Origin of the sequence: Flavobacterium sp. NRK F10 (assembly GCF_024054235.1) — a bacterium.
Classification (GTDB): domain Bacteria; phylum Bacteroidota; class Bacteroidia; order Flavobacteriales; family Flavobacteriaceae; genus Flavobacterium; species Flavobacterium sediminis.
The window spans coordinates 1368911-1392481 of the sequence record NZ_JAMXLC010000001.1; the positions used below are offsets into that span (position 1 = coordinate 1368911).

Below are 23571 nucleotides of genomic sequence, written 5' to 3' on the forward strand. Positions count from 1 at the left end.
CACGATACCATTTATGACTTTACGATCAATACAGATTTTGCTGTTTTCATAGACGACGGTTTGTCACAGACCTATACTTTTCCGGTTATTCGTGACAGCCAAAATTACACTTCTGAAAACTTAGTGATTAAGATCGATTCTGTAAGCACAGTAGCTATATTGGTAGATTACGGCGTTCCCATAGATTCCATGAAAAACATGTCATTAAGCGAAGTACAGCAACTTAATGAAAGATTCTATTTACTCGATTTAGATCCGGCACTTTATACCAATCCGGATGCTAAAATGGAAGCGCCTCATTACGAATATGTTTGTACAGATAACTATGTGTGGGGTGTTGTTGAATACCATGAAGGAGACTTAACGGGAGGTCCTTTATATGAATACGGCTGGATCTACCAAGGAGCCAGTTGTACCATGGTTTATGTCGAGGGCGGGGGAGGTACCGGAGATTCGGGAACTACAACGACGACAAATACTGACAATTCTACTTATTCCGGTAGTAACGGAGGTAGTGGTTCCGTCAATACTTCACCTATATCAGGAAGTCCATCATCCCCTCCGGTTGATTGCAACAGTGATCCATGTTGTATTTTAAATATATTATTCACTACTCCGAGACCCGGATTAAAAAATATAGTTGATAACCACCTGCAAACAGATATTCCTAATAATCCACATGGAGAAAAAGGGGCTTATTTTTTAAAAGATAATGCAAACCGATTGAACGCTTCAATTATTCCGCCTACCATTACAAATGTTATAGGAATACCTGATGCCTCAATTATTGCTAACATCTTTTCTGCAATTCATACACATCCTACAGATACTTTCCCTATGTTTTCTTGGTCTGATGTTTTTGTACTGTATACATTGCATTCTAATTTAGATTCACATAATCAAGGTATGGCAAGCTTTTTGCTCACTTGTTTAGATGATAACAATACCCCTCAAACGTATGCAATTGTGTTTAATAACGCTACTGCAAATATTATAGATATGGTTTTAAATAACCCTTTTAATAATGGAATGTCCAAACAACAAATTGCAGCTGATTTTGATAAAGAGCTAAAGAAAAAATTTAAAAAAGAAGAGTTAAATACAAAAAATTATGAAAAAGCATTTTTAGAACAAATGTTAAACACAAATGTCTCGTTATACAGAGCTAATGCAGGTCTAACCTCATGGACCAGATTAGACTTAAATCAATCAACTAATAACGTACAAGATACTCCTTGTAACTAAATTTAACTTTATGAAAAAAATCATTTTAATTATAGCTTTATCATTTCCATCATTTATTTTTTGCCAAACTCCTATAATCGATTTATTAGACGATGACGGATCAGCAATTCCTAATGCTTATTATAAAGATGTGAACAACTTATTGGATCCTTTTGTGGGAACTTATATTTATTCTGACATTACTACTAATACCAGTTTTAAAGTAGTGTTGGTAAAAAAAACATTGCAGTTTAACGGACGTTATTATGAAGATGTTATCATCGGGGAATACCAATATATTGAAAACGGAGTAGAAAAGGTGAGCACCATAGACGAGTTAAATCAAAATTATAGTAATTATAACAAATACAATATTGTTGGGAATATCTTAATTAACAATAACAACTTTAGGTATTGGAGATGTTTTGATTGTATTTCCAATGAAATTAGATTGATGCTCACAATTAATGATGATTTATCCCAAAGATTTGCATATTTAATTTTAAGAAGAGCTACTGATCTGGCAGGGCAAGAAATTATAAAAATAAAAATTGTAAATATTTCACATAGCTTTTCCGACAACCCTAATCTAAGCTTGGATTTTGTTCTCCCATTTACAGAGTTAACCCTTATTAAGCAATAATTCATCAAAACACTATCAGTATCTTAATTTTATGAAAAGATATATTTTAATATTCGTTTTTTTTATTTCAACTTATAGTTTTAGCCAGACTCCTGTAATTGACTTACTGAACAATGATGGCTTTTCTACAGCTAATGCTTATTATAAAGATGTAAACAACTTATTGGATCCTTTTGAGGGAACTTATATTTATTCTGACATTACTACTAATACCAGTTTTAAAGTAGTGTTGGTAAAAAAAACATTGCAGTTTAACGGACGTTATTATGAAGATATTATCATCGGGGAATACCAATATATTGAAAACGGGGTAGAAAAAGCGAATACTCTTAATGAGTTAACTCTAAACTATTCAAACCCGAACAGGCACAATATTGTAGGTAATGTATTGATAAATGACAACAATTATAGAAGAGCTAAATGTGACGATTGTATCCCTAATGAAATTAGATTATTGCTCACAATTAATGATGATTTATCTCAAAGATATGCGTTTTTAATTTTAAGAGGAACTACTGATCTGGCAGGGCAAGAAATTATAAAAATAAAAATTGCAAATATTTCACGTAGCTTTTCTGACAACCCTAATCTAAGCTTGGATTTTGTTCTCCCATTTACAGAGTTAACCCTTATTAAGCAATAATTCATCAAGACTATATTTTTAATTGACTTACTGAATAATAATTATTTTTCAACAACTAACACTTATTGATGTAAATACCTAATTGGGTACATACTGTAGAAACTTATTCATATTTATTAAAATACCCCTTTAAATAAGGGGTATTTTAGTAAAAAACACTACTGTTTAATTTATTTTCCTCCAAAAGCTCTTTTGTTAAAAACGATCAAAATTCCAACGCCCACAGAAATAGCAATATCTGCTACGTTGAAAATAGCATTGAAAAATGTAAAATATTTACCGCCCCAGATGGGCAACCATTCCGGCAAATTGCCTTCCCAAATAGGAAAATAGAACATGTCTACCACTTCTCCGTAAAACCATTTACCGTAAGGATCTTCAGAAAACAGTGTTGCTACCTGATGGTAACTATCGTTAAAAATGACACCGTAAAAAACAGAATCAATGATGTTTCCTACAGCTCCTGCCAAGATCAATGCAATAGCGACAACTAAGTAATTTGAAGCTTTCTTTTTCACAGAATCCCATAACCACCAACCGATACCAAAAACGGCTATTATACGAAAAACTGTTAATGCCAACTTTCCGTAATCTCCGGGAATTACGGCTCCCCAAGCCATTCCTTCATTCTCAATAAAATGAATCTGGAACCATTCCCAACCTAATACTTTAACGGATTCTCCTAAATAAAAATGGGTCTTGATATATATTTTGGATACTTGATCGATTATAAGGACTAAAAAAACTAAAATATAAGCTTTCTTTAATGACATATTCTTGAATTTGAGCTGCAAAAGTACTGAAATTTCTACATTCCTATTTTAAAAACGAAAAAAAGTAATTTTATTGAATTAACCACTTATTTTAGCCTAATTTTAACTTTTCTATTTACTAAAAAAAATTCCAAACTCTTCCTGCTCAACCTCGGTTAAGTCATTGGGAGTCTGGAATCTTTCCCCTAAATCGGGAATTTGTTTGTATTTTATCGTTGCAAATTTTTTGCTTCGATACTCATAGTGGCATGAGGAACAATTTTCAAACGCTCCTTACCAATTAATTTCCCTGTTACTTTACAAACACCATAAGTCTTGTTCTCAATTCGAATCAAGGCATTCTTTAAATCGCGGATAAACTTTTCCTGACGTATGGCTAACTGAGAATTGGCTTCTTTAGACATGGTTTCGCTTCCTTCTTCAAATGCTTTGAATGTAGGAGACGTATCGTCTGTTCCGTTATTCAAATCATTCATGTAAGCACTCTTAATCAAATCTAAATCTGCTTTCGCTTTTTCGATTTTGGCTAAAATCAACTCCTTAAATTCCGCAAGTTCAGCATCGGAATATCTTACTTTCTCGTCTACCATAATTTCGATCATTTAGAAATTAATACTATTGTTTTCAAATCATCAAACTCAATTTCCGTACCATTTTCTATTTGGCCCACAAAAACAAGTTCGTTTGTTAAAGTTTCGGACTTGATGTAACCTTCATTTGCTTTAACAGCTTGTTCAATCTGATCGTTTTTTAGCAATTGAACTTTAATCTTATCGGTAACTTCAAAACCAGAATCTTTTCTGATATTTTGAATTCTGTTCACCAGCTCTCTTGCTATACCCTCATTGCGCAGAGCATCCGTAATAGTGATGTCAAGTGCTACTGTGATACCATTTGCATTGGCTACTAACCATCCCGGAATATCTTGTGACGAAATCTCTACATCTTCGGTTGTTAAGTTAATACTTTTTCCTGAAATGTCAAGCGTTATTTCACCTTGTCGCTCTAATGTATTGATCTGCTCCTGAGAAAAATTCTGTATTTCTTTGGAAATCAACCCCATATCTTTACCGAAACGTGGTCCGAGTGCTTTAAAATTAGGTTTTATCTGTTTTACTAAAACCCCTGAAGCATCATCCATTAATTCCACTTCCTTAACGTTTACCTCCGCTTTAATCAAGTCTGAAACAGCTTCAATTTCAGCTTTAAAAGCAGCGTCAAGCACAGGAATCATAACCCTTTTCAACGGCTGACGTACTTTTATCATCTCTTTTTTACGCAATGACAAAACTAACGACGAAACAGTTTGCGCTTTCAACATTCTGCTTTCCAAAGATTTATCAACAAACTTTTCAACATATTTCGGAAATTCCGCCAAATGTACACTTTCAAAAGCTTCAGTTTGTGTCGTTAAAGTTAAGTCTCTGTAAAGTTTATCCATAAAGAACGGAGCCACCGGAGCTGAAAGCTTCGCTACCGTTACTAAACATGTATATAGCGTTTGGTATGCTGCTATTTTATCCTGTGCATATTCACCTTTCCAGAAACGACGACGACATAAACGAACGTACCAGTTACTCAAATTCTCCTGAACGAAGTCAGAAATAGCTCGAGTGGCTTTTGTAGGCTCGTAATCCGCATAACATTCATCTACAAATCGGATCAACGTGTGTAACTCTGATAAGATCCAACGATCGATTTCCGGTCTTTCTTCTAACGGTACTTCTGCCTCAGCATATTTAAACCCATCGATATTAGCATATAACGCAAAGAATGAATAGGTATTATACAGGGTTCCGAAGAACTTACGACGTACTTCTCCTACGCCCTCCAGATCAAATTTTAAATTATCCCACGGGTTAGCATTGGAGATCATATACCAACGTGTAGCATCCGGTCCGTATTCGGCTAAAGTAGTGAACGGATCGATCGCATTTCCTAAACGCTTCGACATCTTTTGTCCGTTTTTGTCTAACACTAAACCATTTGACACCACATTTTTATAGGCTACACTGTCAAAAACCAACGTTCCGATAGCGTGTAACGTATAGAACCATCCACGAGTTTGATCGACACCTTCTGCAATAAAATCAGCCGGATAGGTTTCGTGCTTGTCTATATACTCTTTATTTTCAAAAGGATAGTGCCATTGTGCATAAGGCATAGAACCGGAATCAAACCAAACATCGATCAGATCAGATTCACGCTTCATTGGTTTTCCTGAAGGTGAAACTAACACAATATTATCAACCACATTTTTATGCAGATCCACAAGATCATAATTGGTTTCCTCCATATTTCCGATTTCAAATCCTTTATATGGATTCTCGGTCATGAAACCGGCTTCAACCGCTTTTTCAATAGCATTGAACAATTCTTCTACCGAACCGATACAAACTTCTTCTGTTTTATCTTCCGTTCTCCAGATCGGTAACGGAATTCCCCAATAACGAGAGCGTGATAAGTTCCAGTCGTTTGCATTTTTCAACCAGTTTCCGAAACGTCCTTCTCCGGTTGCCTTAGGCTTCCAATTGATCGTTTCGTTCAATTCGAACATTCTGTCTTTTACCTCAGTTACTTTAATGAACCAAGAATCTAACGGATAATATAAAATAGGTTTATCGGTTCTCCAGCAATGCGGATAACTGTGTACGTATTTTTCAACTTTGAACGCTTTATTTTCTTCTTTTAAACGAATCGCTATTTCAACATCAACTGACTTCTCAGGAGCTTCACCATCAATATAATATTCGTTTTTTACATATTTACCGGACAGATCCCCTAACCCAGCTACAAACTTACCTTGTAAGTTAACTAGCGGAACGGGGTTGCCATTTTCGTCTAAAACCAACATTGGCGGCACTTCCGGAGTAGCTTCTTTGGCTACTTTAGCATCATCTGCACCAAAAGTTGGCGCCGTGTGAACAATACCTGTACCATCTTCTGTAGTAACAAAATCACCAGAAATTACGCGGAACGCATTTTCAGGATTTTGGTATGGTAAAGCATAAGGTAATAATTGTTCGTATTTGATACCAACCAGATCAGCACCTTTAGCTTCAGCAATAATTTGATAAGGTATTTTTTTGTCTTCCGGCTTATAGCTTGCAAAATTTTCCTCACTTTCAGCCACAAAGAATTTTCCTCCGAATTGTTTTCCAACTAATGGTTTCGCTAAAACTACATTGATTGGCTCAAAAGTATATTGATTGAAGGTTTTTACTAAAACATAATCAATTTTTGGTCCAACGGTTAATGCTGTATTACTTGGCAACGTCCAAGGCGTAGTTGTCCATGCTAAGAAATGAACAACTCCAAAACCTTGTAAAAAGCTTGGCAATGTTTCTTCTTTTGCTTTAAACTGAGCGACAACTGTTGTATCACTTACATCACGATACGTTCCCGGTTGGTTTACTTCATGCGAAGACAATCCGGTTCCGGCTTTTGGCGAATACGGCTGAATGGTATATCCTTTATACAATAGGTTTTTATCATAAATCTGTTTTAGCAACCACCAAACGCTTTCCATATATTTGGGTTTATAGGTCACATACGGATCTTTCATATCTACCCAATAGCCCATTTTTTCGGTCAAATCGTTCCAAACATCTGTATAACGCATCACTGTACGTTTACAGGCTTCGTTGTATTCGGTTACTGATATTTTTGTTCCGATATCTTCTTTGGTTATACCCAATTCTTTTTCGGTTCCTAATTCTACCGGAAGTCCGTGGGTATCCCAACCTGCTTTACGTTTAACCTGGAATCCTTTTTGTGTTTTGTAACGACAGAAAATATCTTTAATAGAGCGTGCCATTACGTGGTGTATTCCCGGCAATCCGTTTGCGGATGGCGGTCCTTCGAAAAACACATAATGCGGATTTCCCTCGCGTGACGTCACACTTTTTTGAAAGATATCGTTTTGTTTCCAAAAATCTAAGACTTCCGTTGCCAGATTAGGCAAGTCAAGTCCTTTGTATTCAGTAAATTTTGTACTCATTTTGTCGTTTGCTTAAATCGATTTGCGAAAGTAAGGATTTTTAATAAAAGAGAACAAAAAATAGGCTAAAGAGAGCTGATTTTTATCTGAAAACAGGAAATTTTAAGTCTTTTTTAAAAATTTAAAAAGTTTGTTTCTTTAAATGTTATCCGAAAACTTCTTTTAGAACTTCTAAAGATTTGGGTTTCCGGAAGCCTTCGATATTAAAACTGTAATAGTCTACGATCATTTTAAGTAACTTTTGTCTTTGACTTCCTGAAAATACTTTTTGATCGTCTGAAAATCTCAGCTGAAGCAGTGTTTTAAAGAGTTTGGTTTCTTCTTCTGACAAGCAGGTAAGGGACTGGAAAGGCACAAAAATGCCTTCTGTCATTTCGAAAAAAGGTAAATCAACGTCTGATTGCGGATAAAATCCTAAATAGCGCGTTAATTGCAGCAAGGTGATCAAATGGAAATTAGAGACTTCATCATGCGAATCAAGCCATGTTAAGGCTGTTTCTAAAAACGTAAATAAGGTTTCATTTTTTCCGTCTTCTTTCAGCGCATGGTGCAGCATGTCTGAAAGAAAAAGTGTGATGGTCGTTTTATAAATATCCTGATGGATCGTTTGGTACGGTGTTTCTATCTGAATTTCTTTAAATCGCTCCAGTGTTCCTTTGTTTTTATGATAGGCTTCTATTCCTAAGATAGTCAAAGGCTGGAAAAATGAGCTTTTTTGCTGGTTTTTCTTTCCGGTGAAAGCGTTGGCTATGAAATACGATTTCAAGCCATCGGAAACCGTCAGGCATTTTACAATTAAGCTTTTTTCCTGATACTTTAGGGATGAGATAACTATTGCTTTCGTTTTGACCAGCATACAACAACTAACTACCTGATGATCATTACTTTTTTAACTGTAGTATCCATTCCGTCTTCGGTTGCTACAAAAATCATGTATACTCCCGATGCTACTCTGTGTTTCCCGAAGGCTGTTCCGTCCCACTCTATTGTTCCTCCGGCAGAAGTAGTTTCAAAAACCAGATTTCCTTCTATATCAGTTATTTTTACATTTGCTTTATCGGTCAAACCGGCTATTTTTATAGTTCCTACATAATTAGGTCGCACCGGATTAGGGTAAACATATACATTTTCCAGATCGTCACTTGGTTTAGTAGATGTCCCTAAAAAGGATACCATTCCTTTATCGGTTGCGAAAAATATCTCACCGGTAACTCCGTCAATTTCAATATCATTTACATTATTACTTGGCAATGGCGAATTGTTCTTATTAAACTGATATATGGTTTGTTGTCCGTTTGAAGACACCAAGAACACTCCTCCGTCAGCTACAGAAATCCATTTTCTATTGGCTCCGTCTACCTCGATATCGATTAATGATTGCTGATAAAAAAGTTCTTGTGCCAGATCTCCTTCTTGTATCACGATATTATTAGTGGTCAGTTCTTCTTGCTGCAAAAATGTACTGACATTGTACAAAATCCTTAATCCTCTATACGTAATGATCCACAGCTGGTTATTATTATCAATCACGACCTTTCTAACATCGTTATCCGGTAAATTTGCTGTTTCCGTATCTAAAACAATATATTTATTGAGTATTTCATTATAAGCCAGCAAACCATCATTCAACGTAGGAAGCCATTTGGTTAAATTATTATCTATCGCCATACTTCCGTAACGACCGGTAGCAATATTTGTCAATACATTTGACAAATTATATGACTGCCATTGTCCACCGGCTCTCAACACTTTGAGTCCTCTGTCGACAAAGGCATTGCTCATCCATAAATTTCCTTCTCTGTCAAAGGCTAAACTATTGATCCTGATGTCTACATAATTAGGATTCCCGCTTAACACAAGTGATTCTAATCCGTTTGACCCTGTATTCTGATCGTTATACAGTGTAATGTTATCGCCGTTAATTTTTAATAGTCCCGAGAAATATGACGCGATGTAAACCTCATTTGCATTGTTCGGGTTTAAAATGATATCGCTTAACGATTTTGCCTGATAAACATCATCGTATGGTAGTAACTCCCAGCCGTCCTCTCCGGAATATTTGCTTACACCGAATTCATCTAACGGATAAGGGTTATATAATCGGGTGTAATCTCCGTAAACTGCCCAAAGATAATTTGGTGCTTTTTTTAGTCGAAAAATATAGTTTCTTACCGGCCCGTCCGGTGATAAGTTCTCAAACGAAAAAAGATTAGACAAAGAAGCCGAAAAAAGCCCGTTTGTCGCTGTTCCTATAAAAACATGATCGTTTACAACTGTTGCCGCTGTAAAAATCACTGAATAGTCAGGAATGTTTGTAACATGTGCTACTTGCAAAAACGAATCGTCTAAAACATAGACATTATTTTGAGTCGTGACGGTCAAATATCCCTCGTTTACTTTTAAAGTTAATCCTGCCTGATTATGATTGAGTATTTCTACAAAGCTACTTCCATTATATCTATAGGTTCTGGAATTTGTATTCATAGCCACCAATTGATTGTTAAATGTTGCTATGCCATTCCAATAGCCTGTATCAAAAGTTTGCCATTGTGAAAAGTCATAAATAAAGGGATTGGTTACTGTTGCTTTTCGTATTCCGAATTCCTGTGTTGCCGCATACAACTCATTATTGTAAACGGTTGTCTGGTATACTTTGGTTTCTTCTCCTGAAGTACCGATAAAATAGGTGGAAACAAATTCATTGGTTGCCAGATTGAGTACTGAAATTCCGTAATCACATGAAATATATAATTTACCGTCGTATTCGTAAAAGCTGTTCACTCTTTTAACATTAGGCGCTACCGGAACTTCCTCTATTATATCGACCTTCGTTACAACTGTCCCATCATTGTTAACGATCAGCAACAAACCGTTTGAGTTTCCTGCAATAAACTTTTTAAAACTATCAGAGTAATAGATTGTCGTGATATCTTCAGGTTTAAATCCATTGACAGAATTTATCTGCTCAACGTTTGATAGTAGGAGATCTTTATAAAAAGCCGAAACTTCAGTGGTCGCATATATTTTATTTGTAGCAGAAGCCACATCAACAATTTCATTATAAGAAAAATATCCTTTCCACAACTGATTGTTCTGTGAAAAAGAAACCGTAACGGAAATTAATAGTGCAAAGGCAAAAAAGATATTTTTCATTTTTCAACTACTTTTTACAAATATAGTATAAACGAAGGAATAATAATTTCGGTATATAAAACATAAAAAAAGGTTCTCTATCGAGAACCTTTTATATATTATCAGTTTTCTTTAAGAAAACTATACAACTCCTTGTGCTAACATAGCGTCAGCAACTTTAACGAATCCGGCAATGTTAGCTCCTTTTACATAATCTACAAAACCGTCTTCTTGTTTTCCGTATTTTACACAAGCTTCATGTATATCTGCCATAATAGCTTTTAATCTTTCGTCTACTTCTTCTCTTGTCCAGCTTAAACGCAATGAATTTTGAGACATTTCAAGCCCTGATGTCGCTACACCACCGGCATTAGATGCTTTACCCGGAGAGAATAATATCTTCGCAGTATGGAACACTTCAATTGCTTCCGGAGTTGATGGCATATTTGCTCCCTCTGCCACACAGATACATCCGTTAGCTACTAATGCTTTTGCTTCTTCTCCGTTTAGCTCATTTTGGGTTGCACAAGGTAAGGCTACATGAACTTCAACCGGTACATTCCATGCTCTTTCATTAGGAAAAAACTGTACATCTTCAAATTTATCTGCCATTTCCTCAATTCTACCTCTTCTTTCATTTTTAAGTTCCTTTAAGAAATCTAACTTCTCAGTATGGATACCGTTAGGTGCATAAATATATCCTGAAGAATCAGAAGCTGTGACTACTTTTCCTCCCATTTGCAGTACTTTTTCTATTGCAAATTGTGCCACATTTCCAGAACCGGAAACCGCTACGATTTTACCATGAATCGTATCTCCTTTTCTTTTAAGCATTTCTTCAGCAAAATAAACAGCTCCGTAGCCTGTTGCTTCCGGACGGATTAACGACCCTCCGAAAGTGATTCCTTTTCCGGTCAGAACTCCTGTAAACTCGTTACGTAATTTTTTATATTGCCCGAACATATATCCTACTTCACGTCCTCCGACACCTATATCTCCGGCAGGCACATCTGTATCTGCTCCGATATGACGGCTTAACTCAGTCATAAAAGCTTGGCAAAATTTCATAATTTCATTATCTGATTTGCCTTTCGGATCAAAATCTGATCCTCCTTTACCACCGCCCATTGGTAAAGTTGTTAATGAATTTTTGAACACTTGTTCAAAAGCTAGAAATTTAAGAATGCTTAAATTTACCGAAGGGTGAAAACGAAGCCCTCCTTTGTATGGTCCAATAGCTGAATTCATCTGAATTCTGTATCCTCTGTTTACTTGTGTTTGCCCTGCATCATCAACCCATGCTACTCTAAACATAACCACTCTTTCCGGCTCCACCATACGCTCCAACAGCATTTTGCCTTGGTATTTAGGATTAGCCTCAATAAATGGAATTACAGTTTCTGCAACTTCTTGCACTGCTTGCAAAAATTCAGGTTCGTTTGCATTACGCTTAGCAACCGTTTCAACAAAAGATTTTACACTTTCTTTCATCACTCTTTTTTGGTTTAGTTTTTATAATAAATCACAGTTTGTTTTTGTCCAACAAATATACATCTAATTATAAAAGTAGTTATTTTTTTGGCAAAATTTTATCAAATTGCTAATTACCCTGATACTCAGTTTTTTTTTAATATTTTTTAAAGAGAATTTTAATATTTTTTTTTGAAGTGTGCATTGTTTTTATATATTTGTCAGATAATAGAAAACTTTTAGTGATGACTAAAAAAATAAAACACCTACTGTTATTGTTATTTTTGGCTCCCCTTACCATTCAAGCCCAGTTTGGTTTTTCACATGAGATTGGAGCATTCGTTGGAGGAGTGGCTTTTCAGTCTGACTTTGGGGTTCGTCACGACTTTAAGACAAATGCCGGTAATACCGGTTTTGCAATCGGATTAGTTCATTATATGAACTTTTCTTATCGTGCTGAATGTAACTGTTACACACCGGACACTTATTTTAATGACCACTTTAAACTTCGTTCGGAGTTATCTTACAACAGCACTAAGTTAGAACACTTTGGTAAATGGGCTGATAAAAACAGTATTTTCGGAACGCAATTGGCGGCTATGAAAGGTGAAGCGAAAGTAACCGATATCGGTATGCAATTAGAATATTTTCCTTTGAGCATCAGAGAGTTTACAGCTACTGAAGGTTCATGGGCTCCATTCGTTGCTTTAGGTGCTCATTTCTCTATTTTCCAAAACAACACGTATTCTGAACTAGGCCCTTTAGGTTCTCCGTTAACTACCTATCCTGATTATTTACCGGATGGCTGGTCAACTGAAGGAGGAACAACTTGGTCTGTTGTATCATCTGTAGGTACTCGTTACAAATTAACTGAGTTATCCGATTTATTTGTTGAGTTACGTTGGCAATACTACTTCTCTGACTGGGTTGACGGTTTACGAAAAGATCCGGATATCTACAGTGAGAATAAATCTAACGACTGGAACTTGTGGCTTAATTTCGGATACATTTATTACTTAGATTAAAAAGATAAAAAATTGACTTTACATAAATAAAAAATGCCTTGAGAAATCAAGGCATTTTTTATGATATTATTTTTCTTTATCTTAAAGCTTGTTCTAAATCTTTCAATAAATCCTCGATATCTTCTACTCCGACACTTAGACGAACCATATCATCTGTAATTCCAACCTCAGCTCTTTTATCTGCCGGAATTGAAGCGTGTGTCATTAACGCCGGATGATTAGCTAACGACTCTACTCCCCCTAATGACTCTGCAAGTGTAAAAACCTTTACTTTTTCAAGAAAATGGATCGCATCTTCTTTTTTTCCGGAAACAAAGGTAAAACTTACCATTCCGCCAAAGCCACCTTTCATTTGTTTTGCTGCAATGGCATGGTTCGGGTGAGATTCTAAACCCGGATAATACACTCTTGCAACAGCAGGATGAGCATTCAAATACTCTGCTACTTTTTGTCCGTTTTCACAATGGCGTTGCACACGCAAATGCAATGTCTTAATACCTCTTAATACTAAATAACTATCCATAGGCCCTAAAGTTCCTCCAGTTGCAAATTGTGCAAAATGTAATTTTTCGCCTAACTCTTTATCTTTTACTACAAGAGCTCCCGCAATGACATCTGAATGTCCTCCCAAATATTTTGTTGCGGAATGCATCACAATATCCGCACCAAGATCTAAAGGACGTTGTAAATACGGCGTAGCAAAGGTGTTATCTACCGCAAATAATACATTAGGATATTTTTTAGTAATCTTAGCTATTTCCTCAATATCTGCCAACTTCATTAACGGATTCGTTGGTGTTTCAACCCACACTAATTTTGTATTCTCGTTTATTAAAGACTCTAAAGCTTCCAAATTCGTCATATCTACAAAGTGAAACTTGATCCCGAATTCGCTATAGATACGGCTGAACATTCTATACGTTCCGCCATATAGATCATCCATCGCTATTACTTCATCTCCGGGTTTTAACAATTTTAAAACCGAATCAGTAGCTGCCAAACCGGAAGAAAAAGCCAAACCTTTCGTTCCGTTCTCAATACTTGCCAAAGCTTCTTCTAACGCTGTTCTGGTTGGATTTGCGGCTCTACTGTATTCATATTCCCCAACCGGTTTGCCCGGAGAAACCTGTGCAAATGTTGATGTTTGAAAAACAGGCGGCATTACTGAGCCTGTAACCTTTTCATGATGTTGTCCACCATGTATCGCTTTTGTGTTGAATTTCATATTTTCAAAATTTTAGGGTACAAAGTTAGCTAATTATACAAACTTTTTAAGTTGTAACATAACACCAACATGTAATGCTTCATGATAATTATTAAACTCTAAGGCATCTTCAACATTGTGTATATCAAAGTTTCCGGTTTGAGTAGTATATTGCATAAAATTTTTAAACACACCATTTTCATAATCTTCTTTTGTTTTTTCAATCGTTGAAAACAATAAAGACCTTATTTCATCGACTTCTTCCTGAGAAGCCGGCTTTTCCGGTTTTGTCCCTTTTTGATATTTAGCAATCAACTCATCCGAAATCTTCATTGGAAGTCCCGATAATTTATAAACTAAAAGTTGCTGTGTTACTATAATATGCCCTATATTCCAGATAATATTATTTTTAAAATTGTCCGGAATTTTATTAAGTTGGTCTAAGCTTAAATTTTTTAAAAAACTTTCTGAAAAGTTTCTACTGGTTTGATTAATTCTAAACGTTGTTTCCATCATATTTTTATTTATAACATTATAAAATCGTCTGCTTTCGGAAATGTATTCATTACTTTCTGTACAATTTCCGGAACAGGGTTAGCTAATTTACGTAACTTCGTATCGAGCCATGCTCCTTCGACTGATATCACTGCACACAATTCCTCTTTTTCATTCTTTAATTCATGTACAATAGTCCAACGGGAAGCATCGGGTTTCATTTTTCCGATCTTAGTACTTATAGTTATACGATTTCCTAAGTGAATTTCTTTCCTGAAAATACACTCTTCCCGAAAAAGAACAGGACCAAAATGTTCCTTTTGCATCACTCGTAAAGTCAATCCCTGACTGTCTAAAATCTCTATACGATGCTGAGCTCCGAAGTCATAGTAAGCACTATGCCGTAAATGAAAATTAGGATCTAAATCTGACCAGCGAATCGAAATTTCTTTTGTAAAAACACTCATTCTTCTTAAAGTTTATCAAATGTAATCAGATTTTTTTGTCTGAATTGAAATAACGTTTATTTTAACGAAAAGCTTATTTTTGCAAAAACTTCAATCCTATGCGTAAAATTTATTACTTAAAGACTTGTGACACTTGTAAAAGAATTTTACAATCGATCCCTAATTTAGATTCTTTTGAACTTCAGGACATCAAAGAACAGCCTATAACAGTTAAGCAATTAGAAGACATGCACTCACTTTCTAAAAGTTATGAAGCTTTATTCAGCAAAAGAGCTAAGTTATACAAAGAAATGGGACTAAAAGACGAAAAGCTTTCCGAAAATGATTTTAAACGCTACATTCTTGAACATTACACTTTCTTAGCACGACCGGTAATCATTATTGACGAACAGATATTTATTGGTAACAGTCCGAAAAATTTAAAGGCCTTGGCTGCGTTTTTTAATTAAATTCGTCAAAAATTATACCTATTTTTCTTTTAAAAAAGATAATTTTTCTTAAATTCGCTTAACATCCGTATCTTTTTAACCGAAGATCGAGATCATTTTCAAAAGGTTTTGTAAATCCTTACTATAATTATAAAGCGTTATATAAAAGTCAGATTCTAACGAATCTGGCTTTTTACTTTTATAAATGATACTACCTGATATTTTGGGTTATCCACCACAATTAATTACTTTTGTAGACTATTTAATATATATATGATACAATCTATGACCGGTTTCGGCAAAGCTTATTTGCAATTGCCAACCAAAAAAATTACCGTTGAAATAAAATCCCTGAATAGCAAAGGGTTGGATTTAAACGTAAGAATGCCTGCTGCATACAGAGAAATGGAACTTTCACTACGTAATACTATTTCTCAAAGCCTTGAAAGAGGAAAAATAGATTTTTCACTTTATATTGAGATCACAGGGGAAGAAACCACTTCAAGAATAAATGTCCCTATCGTTAAAAGTTACATCCACCAGATGCAAGAAGTTATCCCAGGTGCTGACCTAACTGAATTGATGAAGATGGCGGTCAGAATGCCGGATGCCTTAAAAACGGAACGCGAGGAAATTGATGAAAATGAATGGAAACAAATTGAAACCATTGTACATGAAGCGTTAACCAACATCAATCAGTTCAGATCTTCTGAAGGAGCTTCCTTAGAAAAAGACTTCAGATTGCGCATCGGAAATATTCAGAACCTGATGGAACAAGTTGTTGCATTGGACGCAGAACGCATTGAAAATGTTAAGAATCGTCTGCAAAATGCCATTTCTGAATTAAAAACGGAAATCGATGAAAACCGATTCGAACAGGAATTGATTTATTACCTTGAGAAACTGGATATTACAGAAGAAAAAGTACGTTTAGGCAATCATTTAGAGTATTTTCTTCAAACTATGGATAGTAAAGATGCTAATGGAAGAAAATTAGGATTCATCTCACAGGAAATGGGACGTGAAATCAATACGATGGGATCCAAATCCAATCATGCCGGAATGCAAAAACTGGTGGTTATGATGAAAGACGAACTTGAAAAAATTAAAGAACAGGTTTTGAATGTCCTTTAAGAAAAATAGAAAAACAACACAACGATACTAAAATGAGTTCAACACATAAAGGCAAACTAATTGTTTTCTCAGCTCCTTCAGGCTCCGGAAAAACAACAATTGTCAGGTATTTATTAGGTAAAGAAGATTTAAACTTAGAATTCTCCATTTCTTGTACTACCCGCGCTCCTCGTGGTGAAGAAATAGATGGAAAAGATTATTATTTCATTTCCTGGGAAGATTTTAAGAAGCATATTAAAGCAGAGGATTTTGTTGAATGGGAAGAGGTTTACACCGATAACTTCTACGGAACTTTAAAAACAGAAGTGGAGCGCATTTGGGCAAAAGGAAAACACGTGATCTTTGATATTGATGTAGCCGGAGGACTGCGTATAAAACGCAAATTTCCGGAAGAAACTTTGGCCGTTTTCGTCAAACCTCCTAGTGTTGACGAACTAAAACGCCGTTTAAAAGAACGCTCAACCGAAAGTGAGGATAAGATCAATATGCGGATTGCCAAAGCACACGTTGAATTAGCTACTGCTCCGCAATTTGACAGAATTATTAAAAATTATGATCTAGACACTGCTAAAGAGGAATCTTATCAATTGGTTAAAGATTTTATTTCTAAATAATCAGCATTTATTAATGATTCTCGATGCCCTAATTTGGCTAAGCTGAACTGTTACTCAAAATTAAGAACATGAAAATCGGATTATATTTCGGAACGTTTAACCCTATACATATCGGGCATGTGATTATTGCTAATCATTTTGCCGAATATTCCGATTTAGATCAGATCTGGATGGTGGTAACTCCTCATAATCCGCATAAGAAGAAAAACACGTTGCTGGACGATTACCATCGTTTACACATGGTACATCTAGCAACAGAAGCTTACGAAAAAATACAGCCTAGCGATATTGAATTCAAACTACCTCAACCGAATTACACGGTTAATACCTTAGCCCATTTACAGGAAAAATTCCCTAAACATGAATTTTGTCTCATCATGGGAGAGGACAATCTCAATTCGTTACATAAATGGAAGAATTATGAGGTCATTTTACAGCATCATGAGGTATATGTTTATCCGAGAGTGAATTCGGGAGAGATTGATGAACAATTTATCGATCATCCTAAAATACACCGTGTAGGTGCTCCTGTCATTGAACTTTCTTCTACATTTATCCGCAAAAGCATTAAAGACGGCAAAAATGTGAGACCTATGCTTCCTCAGGGTGTATTGGAATATGTAGCACACAATTTATTTTACAAGAAATAAAAAAAAGAAAAGGCTGAAATTATTCAGCCTTTTACATTCTATCGCATTCTTTTACGGATATCTTTTAAAGAGTGGTTGATCAATAATTTTCCGTCTCGGAAAACTTCTTGTAATTCTCCTGTTCTCTCTTCTTCCCAAGAAACCTCATCCACCAGTTTATACTTTTCGTTCTCCCTTTCAATTTTTATCAATCCTTTAGCCGATTTTTTAGTCCCGTCATCAGTAATCGGATCTTTAAAAATAGCTCTTCCTTCGCCATTAACCTCTCCATAGGTGGCTTTCATGGCAAAACCGAAAGTATCCCGGGTATTGTACTGATAAGTAAAGGACCCTATTCCCAGAACTACATTTGTAGAAGCATATCCTTTCTCTTTCAGCATCTCACATATTTGAGTCGCTCTATCGATTGTAATACTATCACCATAGATAGCTCCGATTTGCGGAATCAACTCTTTATAGCCTTTTTCATTTACTGTTCCTCCGAATATTTCCCAAAGTAATGCTACTACTCCTTTTCTTTCCTCATCCGTCTTACCGTTCGGATTCCCGCATAAAATATGAACAGGATCGCCACTATCAGGACGAATTACTACTTTTCCTTCACGATTTACTATTTCATCTTTCAAACGTGGTAAATAATCCGTCAGTACTTTCCATAAATTCCATGTATCAGAAACTATAGAGACAATACCTTTCGGATAAACTTCGCAAATCAACCGTTTAAAAGTGTCGTATTCCCCTTCTGTCGTCCCCATACACATTACAGAATGTTCTGTAGCAGCAACTGATCCTCCGATTAATTCCTCATCCGAATCTGCATTATAATATTCTTCCAAAAACTCGATAGCGGGAATTGTATCAGTTCCGGTAAAACTCAATAAATGTCCGGCTGCAGAACTAACTGCCGCTTCAATACCTGCCATCCCTCTCATGGAAAAATCATGTGCCTGCCAATCCACAAATTCAGGAGCAGAGGAAGTTTCTTCTGCATATTTGTCTAACACTTTTCGGTACTGTTTTGCTATAGTAGCAGAATTACAAGGCAACCAAACAACAGCAGACAATAAGGTCTCAAAATAATTTGTCAGCCAAAAAAAGTCCGGCAAGGTATTGTACATCGTAAACATAGGTATACGAACCGGAACAGTGGCACCCTCCGGCAATGCTTTGAAGACCATCGGGATATAGCCCAGATCGTGTAATGCTTCGATGTGTTTTACACCAACCTGATTTTCTCCTAAATAATTATTGATACGACGCGCGTACTTTTGAGTAACTTCTTCTTTCGGTTTGCTGAAAAAATGGGTTTGAAAATCTTCTAAAATATATTTTTTAATGAAATACTGTAAGCCGAAGAAGACTACTTCATCTACATTTTGAATTCTTGATTTTCTTGGTGTCCAGTTCGAATATACTAAACTGGTTCCCATCGGATACTGTCTTCTGTGGTCGACTTTGTATCCGTCTGTTAATAATATGGGGTTCATGTTTTTTGTTTTTATAATAATTAAACTATTTCCTTTTACTTCGTTTTTAATAGTCCCAGATCAGTCCTTTTTCATTTAACCTATATTGAAATTTTTGGGTATCTCAAAAATTTAATGATTTTTGTTTTTGACCTTCCCTCTATAAACTAATTTGATTTGTAACATTACATTAAAATTTAATATATTCAACAAGTACGTGCTCTGTAAGCCAAACACCATTTTCTGAAAGGTAAAAAGAATAACCGTCTGCTATCATTTTTGGTGCATCAATACTTAAAATGATAGGCTTACCTCTCCTGCTTCCGACTTTAGTAGCCGTTTCTTTATCCCTACTTAAATGCACATGTTGGCGACTCATTTTTTGCAAACCTTCTTTTTGAATAGCTTCCAGAAATTTTGTCACTGTTCCATGGTATAAAAAATGTTCAGGATGAGCTTCTTTTAAATCTAACTCTACTTCAATAGAATGTCCTTGACTTGCTCTTATCTTTGTCTTGTCTTCATTAAAAACAAATCTCTTTTTATCATTATTTTTAACAACATAATCTAGTATTTCCTCGTCCAATTCTTTACCAAACTGATTGCTTTTTGTGATAAGCTCATTTACACTAGCCCAACCGTTTTCATCTAATTGCAATTGTATTGTTTGTGGAGCGTGTCTTAGAATTAAGCTAAGGAATTTGCTGGTCTCTTTTGCGTCTTTCCCGTTCATTTTAATTTGATATTTTTAGTTTTTTATTCAACATTTCGTCTTCAAAAACTAAAGGCTTTTCTTTAGGAACCATCAAAAGCTCTAATGAATTGTTTTTAACATGCGTATATTGCTCAGCCACAAAATCACTTATATCCTCTATTAAAAGAATATCCTCTGTAGCGAATGCTCTTATAAATTCATTTCGAAGCCCGATTTGAATAGCTCTTCTCTCTAGGTTAACGCCATAAGGGTCATGATCCGGATCCCATTGCAAACGCACATCAGATTTTTTTACAGCTTCTTTCCATTCTTCATGAGTAATTTCCCCGTCTACCTGATTATAAGAAGAATAGACTGCATTATTTAAATATTTTTCAAAAGATTCTTTTCTTAAATGAATAGCCAGAACAACTTCCTGTCCGTTATCTTTCGTTCCCCATCCGTTCCTATACATCATCCAAAGAAAGTTGGGTTTTATCCATGTCATCCTTTCAAAGCTAAATGCGCCACCAAAAAATTGGTTTTGAACCGCAAAATTTCCTATTTCTCTATTATAGGACTGATAGACTACAATTTCTTTATCGCCATATTGTGCCATAATATGATAGCCAGTTTGTGGCCATCTTTCAATTTGTTCTGTATATCTCTCTAATTCTAATTTCATTTTTCTCTTCTTTATAAAAGTTGTTGGTACAACTTATAGTTTTCTTCATCAAAACAAACAAAGGTTATTTCTTGTATGCTTTGTGTTTGAAACTGTTTTATAGTATCTATTGCAATTTTTGCAGCTCTATCTTTTGGAAACCTGTAAATTCCGGTACTTATATTAGGAAAAACTATCGTTTTTAACTGATACTCTTCTGCAATCCGTAAACAATTGCTATAACAACTAGCTAATAATTGTTCTTTCTCTGTTTTATTTCCATTCCAAACCGGACCCACTGTATGAATCACGTATTTTGCCGGTAAATTACCTGCCGTTGTTATAACTGCTTCGCCTACATTACAACCGCCTTGTCTGTTTCTGATAGCTATACATTCTTCTAAAATCAGTTTTCCTCCTGCTTTATGAATAGCCCCGTCTACTCCGCCTCCACCTAATAATGAAGTATTCGCTGCATTTACAATACCTTCGGCTTTAATTTGAGTTATATCTCCCTGAATAAGCTTAATTTCCATGCTACAGTTTTATTTCATCTCTAACTTCCATTAAAGCAAACCCTAATAAGTTCAATCCATTCCACTTTTCCGGATTGTAAACATCTTTATGGTCACTTGCCAATCCAATCCCCCAAATAGTATCAACCGGACTTGCCTCTACAAGTATTCTATTCTTAGTGTTCAAAAGGAACTCTTTAAGTAACTGGTTTTGATTAAATTTATGATAATTACCTTCTTTCACTATTCTGAATTGGTTTTCATTCCAAACAGAATCCTCATAATTTTTAACTTCTCTTCCTAATTTCTTTGCTTCAGCAGGAGACTTACAAGCCAATATCTTTTCTAAAATTTCCTGATCTCCGAACAAATCAGCTTTTTTAGCCATCATCCAGTGCTCTGCTGTTTTATATTCCACCTCATCTACACTAAAACTACTTTCCCACCACTGGCTCAGACACGTTTTGATTATTCGTCCATCTTTGACCGGTTGATGCCCCCAAAAGAAAAGAAATTTGTTCTCTGTATTTATAGTTTCAACTGGGTATTTCATATTTTTCACTTAACCTATCACATAATTTTGTAATATCATCTTTTCGAACCAATTGGCTTATCCATTTTTCCGGGATAATTTTATATCCATAGATCAATCCCGCTAAACCTCCAGCTATGGCACCGGTAGTATCAGTATCCTCTCCCAGATTTACAGCTTTCAGTACTGTTTCCTCATAGTTGTCTGAATTGAGTACACACCATAAACCTGCCTCTAAACTATCCAAAACATAACCGCCTGAACGTATCTCATTCTCTTTTAAATTAGAAATATCTGTTCTGAGTACCCGATCAAATAATTGCAACTCCATTTTATTAAAGCTTTTATCCGATATAAAGTCACTGACAACCTCTTTCATTTTATGATAAGCTTCTTTTTTATTTAATCCTTTCATTATTTCCAAAGCATAAACAATATAAATAAAGCATGAAAAAACAGAACGAAAATGGGCATGAGTAATAGATGAAACGTCTTTTACTCTTTGATACACAACATGATAATCTTTCTCTTTCTTTAAACAAAATACTAATGGTAATATTCTCATTAATGACCCGTTACCATTATCTCCTATATTAAAACCTCCGCATAAAACGGGTGATTCCCCTTGAGAGATTCTATGAATAGCTTTCCTTGTAGCAATACCGATATCAAACACTGTTCCGTGAGGTGTCCATATTTCTTCATTATACCATTGCAAAAAAAGCAATGCTATTTTATCTATATCAAATCCTTCGCACAAGCTTTCAGCTAAACAAAAGGCTAATGAACTATCATCACTCCATGTTCCTTTTGGCTGTCCATGCGAACCATTTTCCTGCATGTCCTGTACCGGATATTTTTTTAAAAACTCTCTGCTTTTAAATTCTACCGGAACACCTAAAGCATCGCCTATTGCCAATCCGAATAATGCACCATATAATTTATCTTTCTCCATTTTTTAAAGATGTATGATTTCTACTTTATCATCTTCTATATCCTTAAATGAATTGGTTGTAAAGATTCGTTCAAAATCATTCAGACTATCAAATCCTTTACTAAAAATACCATGGCTCACAGCCAGATACAATTGGCCTGCATTTTTATTTTTCAATTCTTCAGCCAAACCGACAAAAGTTCCTCCTCCGTCACAAATATCATCAACAATCAAGCAAGGTTTACCTTGTAAATCTTCTGCATAAACCTTAAATCCGGAAAGCTTTCCTGTTTTCACATCTCTGCTTTTACTGCATTCCACTACTTCAACACCTCCAAGATATTCCGACACTTTATAAATTTTCTTCAAAGCACCACCATCAGGAGAAATCAACAAAACATCCTGTCCTGCTCTTCTCTTGACTTCTTTAATAAACTCATGATTGCTAATAACTTCACAATTATTCAACAAAGCCGGAGTTACTTCTGAATGTGGATCAAAAACCTGTATTTTATTTAGATTTAAACCATTTACAATATCCGTATAAACTTTTACAGACAAAGGTTCTCCTGCCACCATTAACCGATCTTGCCTCGCCGCCGGAAAATAAGGAATAAATCCATTAATTGTTTTTACCCCCATTCTTCTTAGAGCATCTACAGCCAAACAAAACAAACCCAGATCATTAAATGAATTTATACGATGGGTAACCGTAACAATGTGATTGGTATCAAAATCAGCCAGGATTTTGATATGTGGCTCCCCTCCGGAAAAAATAAAACTTTTGAACTCTATTTCATTTTGTTTTCCGAAAGGAATAAAGTGTGGATCTAAATTGAGAAACATAATATTTGCGTTTATTTT

At 35.4% G+C, this 23571-nt stretch carries 24 protein-coding genes; 8 read left to right on the forward strand and 16 right to left on the reverse strand.

The window, feature by feature from the left end; all coding sequences use genetic code 11:
* The 3 genes from NHF50_RS06200 to NHF50_RS06210 all read left to right on the forward strand — a co-directional run.
* On the forward strand, nucleotides 1–1245 hold a 1245-nt coding region (locus NHF50_RS06200), incomplete at its 5' end, for a hypothetical protein (RefSeq protein WP_252775396.1).
* Between the two features lie 10 nt (nucleotides 1246–1255).
* Nucleotides 1256–1867 carry a DUF6705 family protein gene (locus NHF50_RS06205; RefSeq protein ID WP_252775397.1) on the forward strand — a complete coding sequence of 204 codons (612 nt, stop codon included), beginning with the start codon at nucleotides 1256–1258 and terminating at the stop codon, nucleotides 1865–1867.
* Nucleotides 1868–1898: 31 nt separating this feature from the next.
* Nucleotides 1899–2510: a DUF6705 family protein gene (locus NHF50_RS06210; RefSeq protein WP_252775398.1), complete on the forward strand. Its 612-nt coding sequence runs from the start codon at nucleotides 1899–1901 to the stop codon at nucleotides 2508–2510.
* Nucleotides 2511–2680: 170 nt separating this feature from the next.
* On the opposite strand, the gene NHF50_RS06215 is transcribed toward NHF50_RS06210, so the two are convergent.
* The 6 genes from NHF50_RS06215 to gdhA form a co-directional block, all read right to left on the reverse strand.
* A complete protein-coding gene (locus NHF50_RS06215; protein WP_252775399.1) occupies nucleotides 2681–3283 on the reverse strand; it encodes a lipoprotein signal peptidase in 603 nt (200 codons plus the stop codon).
* Between the two features lie 209 nt (nucleotides 3284–3492).
* The gene (locus tag NHF50_RS06220) at nucleotides 3493–3873 is read right to left on the reverse strand and encodes a TraR/DksA C4-type zinc finger protein (RefSeq protein WP_109570624.1); all 381 of its coding nucleotides are present in this window, start codon (nucleotides 3871–3873) and stop codon (nucleotides 3493–3495) included.
* Nucleotides 3874–3881: 8 nt separating this feature from the next.
* The gene (gene ileS / locus NHF50_RS06225; RefSeq protein WP_252775400.1) at nucleotides 3882–7283 is read right to left on the reverse strand and encodes an isoleucine--tRNA ligase; all 3402 of its coding nucleotides are present in this window, start codon (nucleotides 7281–7283) and stop codon (nucleotides 3882–3884) included.
* Nucleotides 7284–7428: 145 nt separating this feature from the next.
* Nucleotides 7429–8139, reverse strand: coding sequence for a DNA repair protein RecO (recO, locus tag NHF50_RS06230; protein WP_109568886.1), 711 nt, complete (start codon nucleotides 8137–8139; stop codon nucleotides 7429–7431).
* An 11-nt stretch (nucleotides 8140–8150) separates the two neighbouring features.
* Nucleotides 8151–10436 carry a T9SS type A sorting domain-containing protein gene (locus NHF50_RS06235; protein WP_252775401.1) on the reverse strand — a complete coding sequence of 762 codons (2286 nt, stop codon included), beginning with the start codon at nucleotides 10434–10436 and terminating at the stop codon, nucleotides 8151–8153.
* A gap of 120 nt (nucleotides 10437–10556) precedes the next feature.
* Nucleotides 10557–11906, reverse strand: a complete 1350-nt coding sequence (gdhA, locus tag NHF50_RS06240; RefSeq protein ID WP_252775402.1) for an NADP-specific glutamate dehydrogenase — start codon at nucleotides 11904–11906, stop codon at nucleotides 10557–10559.
* A 224-nt stretch (nucleotides 11907–12130) separates the two neighbouring features.
* Between gdhA and NHF50_RS06245 the strand changes: the two genes are divergently transcribed.
* Nucleotides 12131–12910 carry a glutamate dehydrogenase gene (locus NHF50_RS06245; RefSeq protein WP_109568889.1) on the forward strand — a complete coding sequence of 260 codons (780 nt, stop codon included), beginning with the start codon at nucleotides 12131–12133 and terminating at the stop codon, nucleotides 12908–12910.
* A 76-nt stretch (nucleotides 12911–12986) separates the two neighbouring features.
* On the opposite strand, the gene NHF50_RS06250 is transcribed toward NHF50_RS06245, so the two are convergent.
* Genes NHF50_RS06250 through NHF50_RS06260 form a run of 3 tightly spaced genes read right to left on the reverse strand, consistent with a single transcriptional unit; the run spans nucleotide 12987 to nucleotide 15076 of the window.
* The gene (locus NHF50_RS06250; RefSeq protein WP_252775403.1) at nucleotides 12987–14135 is read right to left on the reverse strand and encodes a cystathionine gamma-synthase; all 1149 of its coding nucleotides are present in this window, start codon (nucleotides 14133–14135) and stop codon (nucleotides 12987–12989) included.
* Nucleotides 14136–14168: 33 nt separating this feature from the next.
* The gene (locus tag NHF50_RS06255; protein WP_308219308.1) at nucleotides 14169–14630 is read right to left on the reverse strand and encodes a DinB family protein; all 462 of its coding nucleotides are present in this window, start codon (nucleotides 14628–14630) and stop codon (nucleotides 14169–14171) included.
* 8 nt (nucleotides 14631–14638) lie between these two features.
* Nucleotides 14639–15076 (reverse strand): thioesterase family protein, encoded by a 438-nt coding sequence (locus NHF50_RS06260; RefSeq protein ID WP_252775404.1) that lies wholly within the window; start codon nucleotides 15074–15076, stop codon nucleotides 14639–14641.
* Nucleotides 15077–15174: 98 nt separating this feature from the next.
* Here NHF50_RS06260 and NHF50_RS06265 point away from each other — a divergent pair, with 98 nt between their 5' ends.
* The 4 genes from NHF50_RS06265 to nadD all read left to right on the forward strand — a co-directional run bounded on the left by NHF50_RS06265 (nucleotide 15175) and on the right by nadD (nucleotide 17902).
* Entirely contained in the window at nucleotides 15175–15525 is a 351-nt protein-coding gene (locus tag NHF50_RS06265) for an arsenate reductase family protein (RefSeq protein WP_109568893.1), read from the forward strand.
* A 252-nt stretch (nucleotides 15526–15777) separates the two neighbouring features.
* Nucleotides 15778–16638 (forward strand): YicC/YloC family endoribonuclease, encoded by an 861-nt coding sequence (locus tag NHF50_RS06270; protein ID WP_109568894.1) that lies wholly within the window; start codon nucleotides 15778–15780, stop codon nucleotides 16636–16638.
* Between the two features lie 32 nt (nucleotides 16639–16670).
* On the forward strand, nucleotides 16671–17252 hold the full coding sequence (gene gmk / locus NHF50_RS06275; RefSeq protein WP_109568895.1) for a guanylate kinase: 582 nt from the start codon (nucleotides 16671–16673) through the stop codon (nucleotides 17250–17252).
* A 68-nt stretch (nucleotides 17253–17320) separates the two neighbouring features.
* The gene (gene nadD / locus NHF50_RS06280; RefSeq protein WP_109568896.1) at nucleotides 17321–17902 is read left to right on the forward strand and encodes a nicotinate (nicotinamide) nucleotide adenylyltransferase; all 582 of its coding nucleotides are present in this window, start codon (nucleotides 17321–17323) and stop codon (nucleotides 17900–17902) included.
* 38 nt (nucleotides 17903–17940) lie between these two features.
* On the opposite strand, the gene NHF50_RS06285 is transcribed toward nadD, so the two are convergent.
* The 7 genes from NHF50_RS06285 to prs form a co-directional block, all read right to left on the reverse strand.
* Nucleotides 17941–19389 (reverse strand): nicotinate phosphoribosyltransferase, encoded by a 1449-nt coding sequence (locus tag NHF50_RS06285; protein WP_252775405.1) that lies wholly within the window; start codon nucleotides 19387–19389, stop codon nucleotides 17941–17943.
* A gap of 169 nt (nucleotides 19390–19558) precedes the next feature.
* Entirely contained in the window at nucleotides 19559–20101 is a 543-nt protein-coding gene (locus NHF50_RS06290; protein WP_252775406.1) for an RNA 2'-phosphotransferase, read from the reverse strand.
* Between the two features lies 1 nt (nucleotide 20102).
* Nucleotides 20103–20747: a DUF4291 domain-containing protein gene (locus NHF50_RS06295; protein WP_252775407.1), complete on the reverse strand. Its 645-nt coding sequence runs from the start codon at nucleotides 20745–20747 to the stop codon at nucleotides 20103–20105.
* Between the two features lie 11 nt (nucleotides 20748–20758).
* Nucleotides 20759–21262, reverse strand: a complete 504-nt coding sequence (locus NHF50_RS06300) for an O-acetyl-ADP-ribose deacetylase (protein ID WP_252775408.1) — start codon at nucleotides 21260–21262, stop codon at nucleotides 20759–20761.
* Nucleotide 21263: 1 nt separating this feature from the next.
* Nucleotides 21264–21794 carry an NADAR family protein gene (locus tag NHF50_RS06305; protein WP_252775409.1) on the reverse strand — a complete coding sequence of 177 codons (531 nt, stop codon included), beginning with the start codon at nucleotides 21792–21794 and terminating at the stop codon, nucleotides 21264–21266.
* Nucleotides 21778–22728, reverse strand: a complete 951-nt coding sequence (locus NHF50_RS06310) for an ADP-ribosylglycohydrolase family protein (RefSeq protein ID WP_252775410.1) — start codon at nucleotides 22726–22728, stop codon at nucleotides 21778–21780. The genes NHF50_RS06305 and NHF50_RS06310 overlap by 17 nt, the downstream gene beginning before the upstream one ends.
* 3 nt (nucleotides 22729–22731) lie before the next feature.
* Nucleotides 22732–23553, reverse strand: a complete 822-nt coding sequence (gene prs / locus NHF50_RS06315) for a ribose-phosphate diphosphokinase (RefSeq protein ID WP_252775411.1) — start codon at nucleotides 23551–23553, stop codon at nucleotides 22732–22734.
* Nucleotides 23554–23571 lie beyond the last annotated feature (18 nt).

Bases quoted from the DNA above. Each gene is read 5' to 3' on its own strand.
- gmk (WP_109568895.1), top strand. From the start codon at position 16,671: ATGAGTTCAACACATAAAGGCAAACTAATTGTTTTCTCAGCTCCTTCA.
- nadD (WP_109568896.1), top strand. From the start codon at position 17,321: ATGAAAATCGGATTATATTTCGGAACGTTTAACCCTATACATATCGGG.
- NHF50_RS06265 (WP_109568893.1), top strand. From the start codon at position 15,175: ATGCGTAAAATTTATTACTTAAAGACTTGTGACACTTGTAAAAGAATT.
- ileS (WP_252775400.1), bottom strand. From the start codon at position 7,283: ATGAGTACAAAATTTACTGAATACAAAGGACTTGACTTGCCTAATCTG.
- NHF50_RS06260 (WP_252775404.1), bottom strand. From the start codon at position 15,076: ATGAGTGTTTTTACAAAAGAAATTTCGATTCGCTGGTCAGATTTAGAT.
- NHF50_RS06295 (WP_252775407.1), bottom strand. From the start codon at position 20,747: ATGAAATTAGAATTAGAGAGATATACAGAACAAATTGAAAGATGGCCA.
- NHF50_RS06205 (WP_252775397.1), top strand. From the start codon at position 1,256: ATGAAAAAAATCATTTTAATTATAGCTTTATCATTTCCATCATTTATT.
- recO (WP_109568886.1), bottom strand. From the start codon at position 8,139: ATGCTGGTCAAAACGAAAGCAATAGTTATCTCATCCCTAAAGTATCAG.
- NHF50_RS06305 (WP_252775409.1), bottom strand. From the start codon at position 21,794: ATGAAATACCCAGTTGAAACTATAAATACAGAGAACAAATTTCTTTTC.
- NHF50_RS06285 (WP_252775405.1), bottom strand. From the start codon at position 19,389: ATGAACCCCATATTATTAACAGACGGATACAAAGTCGACCACAGAAGA.
- NHF50_RS06245 (WP_109568889.1), top strand. From the start codon at position 12,131: ATGACTAAAAAAATAAAACACCTACTGTTATTGTTATTTTTGGCTCCC.
- NHF50_RS06310 (WP_252775410.1), bottom strand. From the start codon at position 22,728: ATGGAGAAAGATAAATTATATGGTGCATTATTCGGATTGGCAATAGGC.
- NHF50_RS06250 (WP_252775403.1), bottom strand. From the start codon at position 14,135: ATGAAATTCAACACAAAAGCGATACATGGTGGACAACATCATGAAAAG.
- NHF50_RS06235 (WP_252775401.1), bottom strand. From the start codon at position 10,436: ATGAAAAATATCTTTTTTGCCTTTGCACTATTAATTTCCGTTACGGTT.
- NHF50_RS06290 (WP_252775406.1), bottom strand. From the start codon at position 20,101: ATGAACGGGAAAGACGCAAAAGAGACCAGCAAATTCCTTAGCTTAATT.
- NHF50_RS06220 (WP_109570624.1), bottom strand. From the start codon at position 3,873: ATGGTAGACGAGAAAGTAAGATATTCCGATGCTGAACTTGCGGAATTT.
- NHF50_RS06270 (WP_109568894.1), top strand. From the start codon at position 15,778: ATGATACAATCTATGACCGGTTTCGGCAAAGCTTATTTGCAATTGCCA.
- NHF50_RS06215 (WP_252775399.1), bottom strand. From the start codon at position 3,283: ATGTCATTAAAGAAAGCTTATATTTTAGTTTTTTTAGTCCTTATAATC.
- gdhA (WP_252775402.1), bottom strand. From the start codon at position 11,906: ATGAAAGAAAGTGTAAAATCTTTTGTTGAAACGGTTGCTAAGCGTAAT.
- NHF50_RS06210 (WP_252775398.1), top strand. From the start codon at position 1,899: ATGAAAAGATATATTTTAATATTCGTTTTTTTTATTTCAACTTATAGT.
- NHF50_RS06255 (WP_308219308.1), bottom strand. From the start codon at position 14,630: ATGATGGAAACAACGTTTAGAATTAATCAAACCAGTAGAAACTTTTCA.
- prs (WP_252775411.1), bottom strand. From the start codon at position 23,553: ATGTTTCTCAATTTAGATCCACACTTTATTCCTTTCGGAAAACAAAAT.
- NHF50_RS06300 (WP_252775408.1), bottom strand. From the start codon at position 21,262: ATGGAAATTAAGCTTATTCAGGGAGATATAACTCAAATTAAAGCCGAA.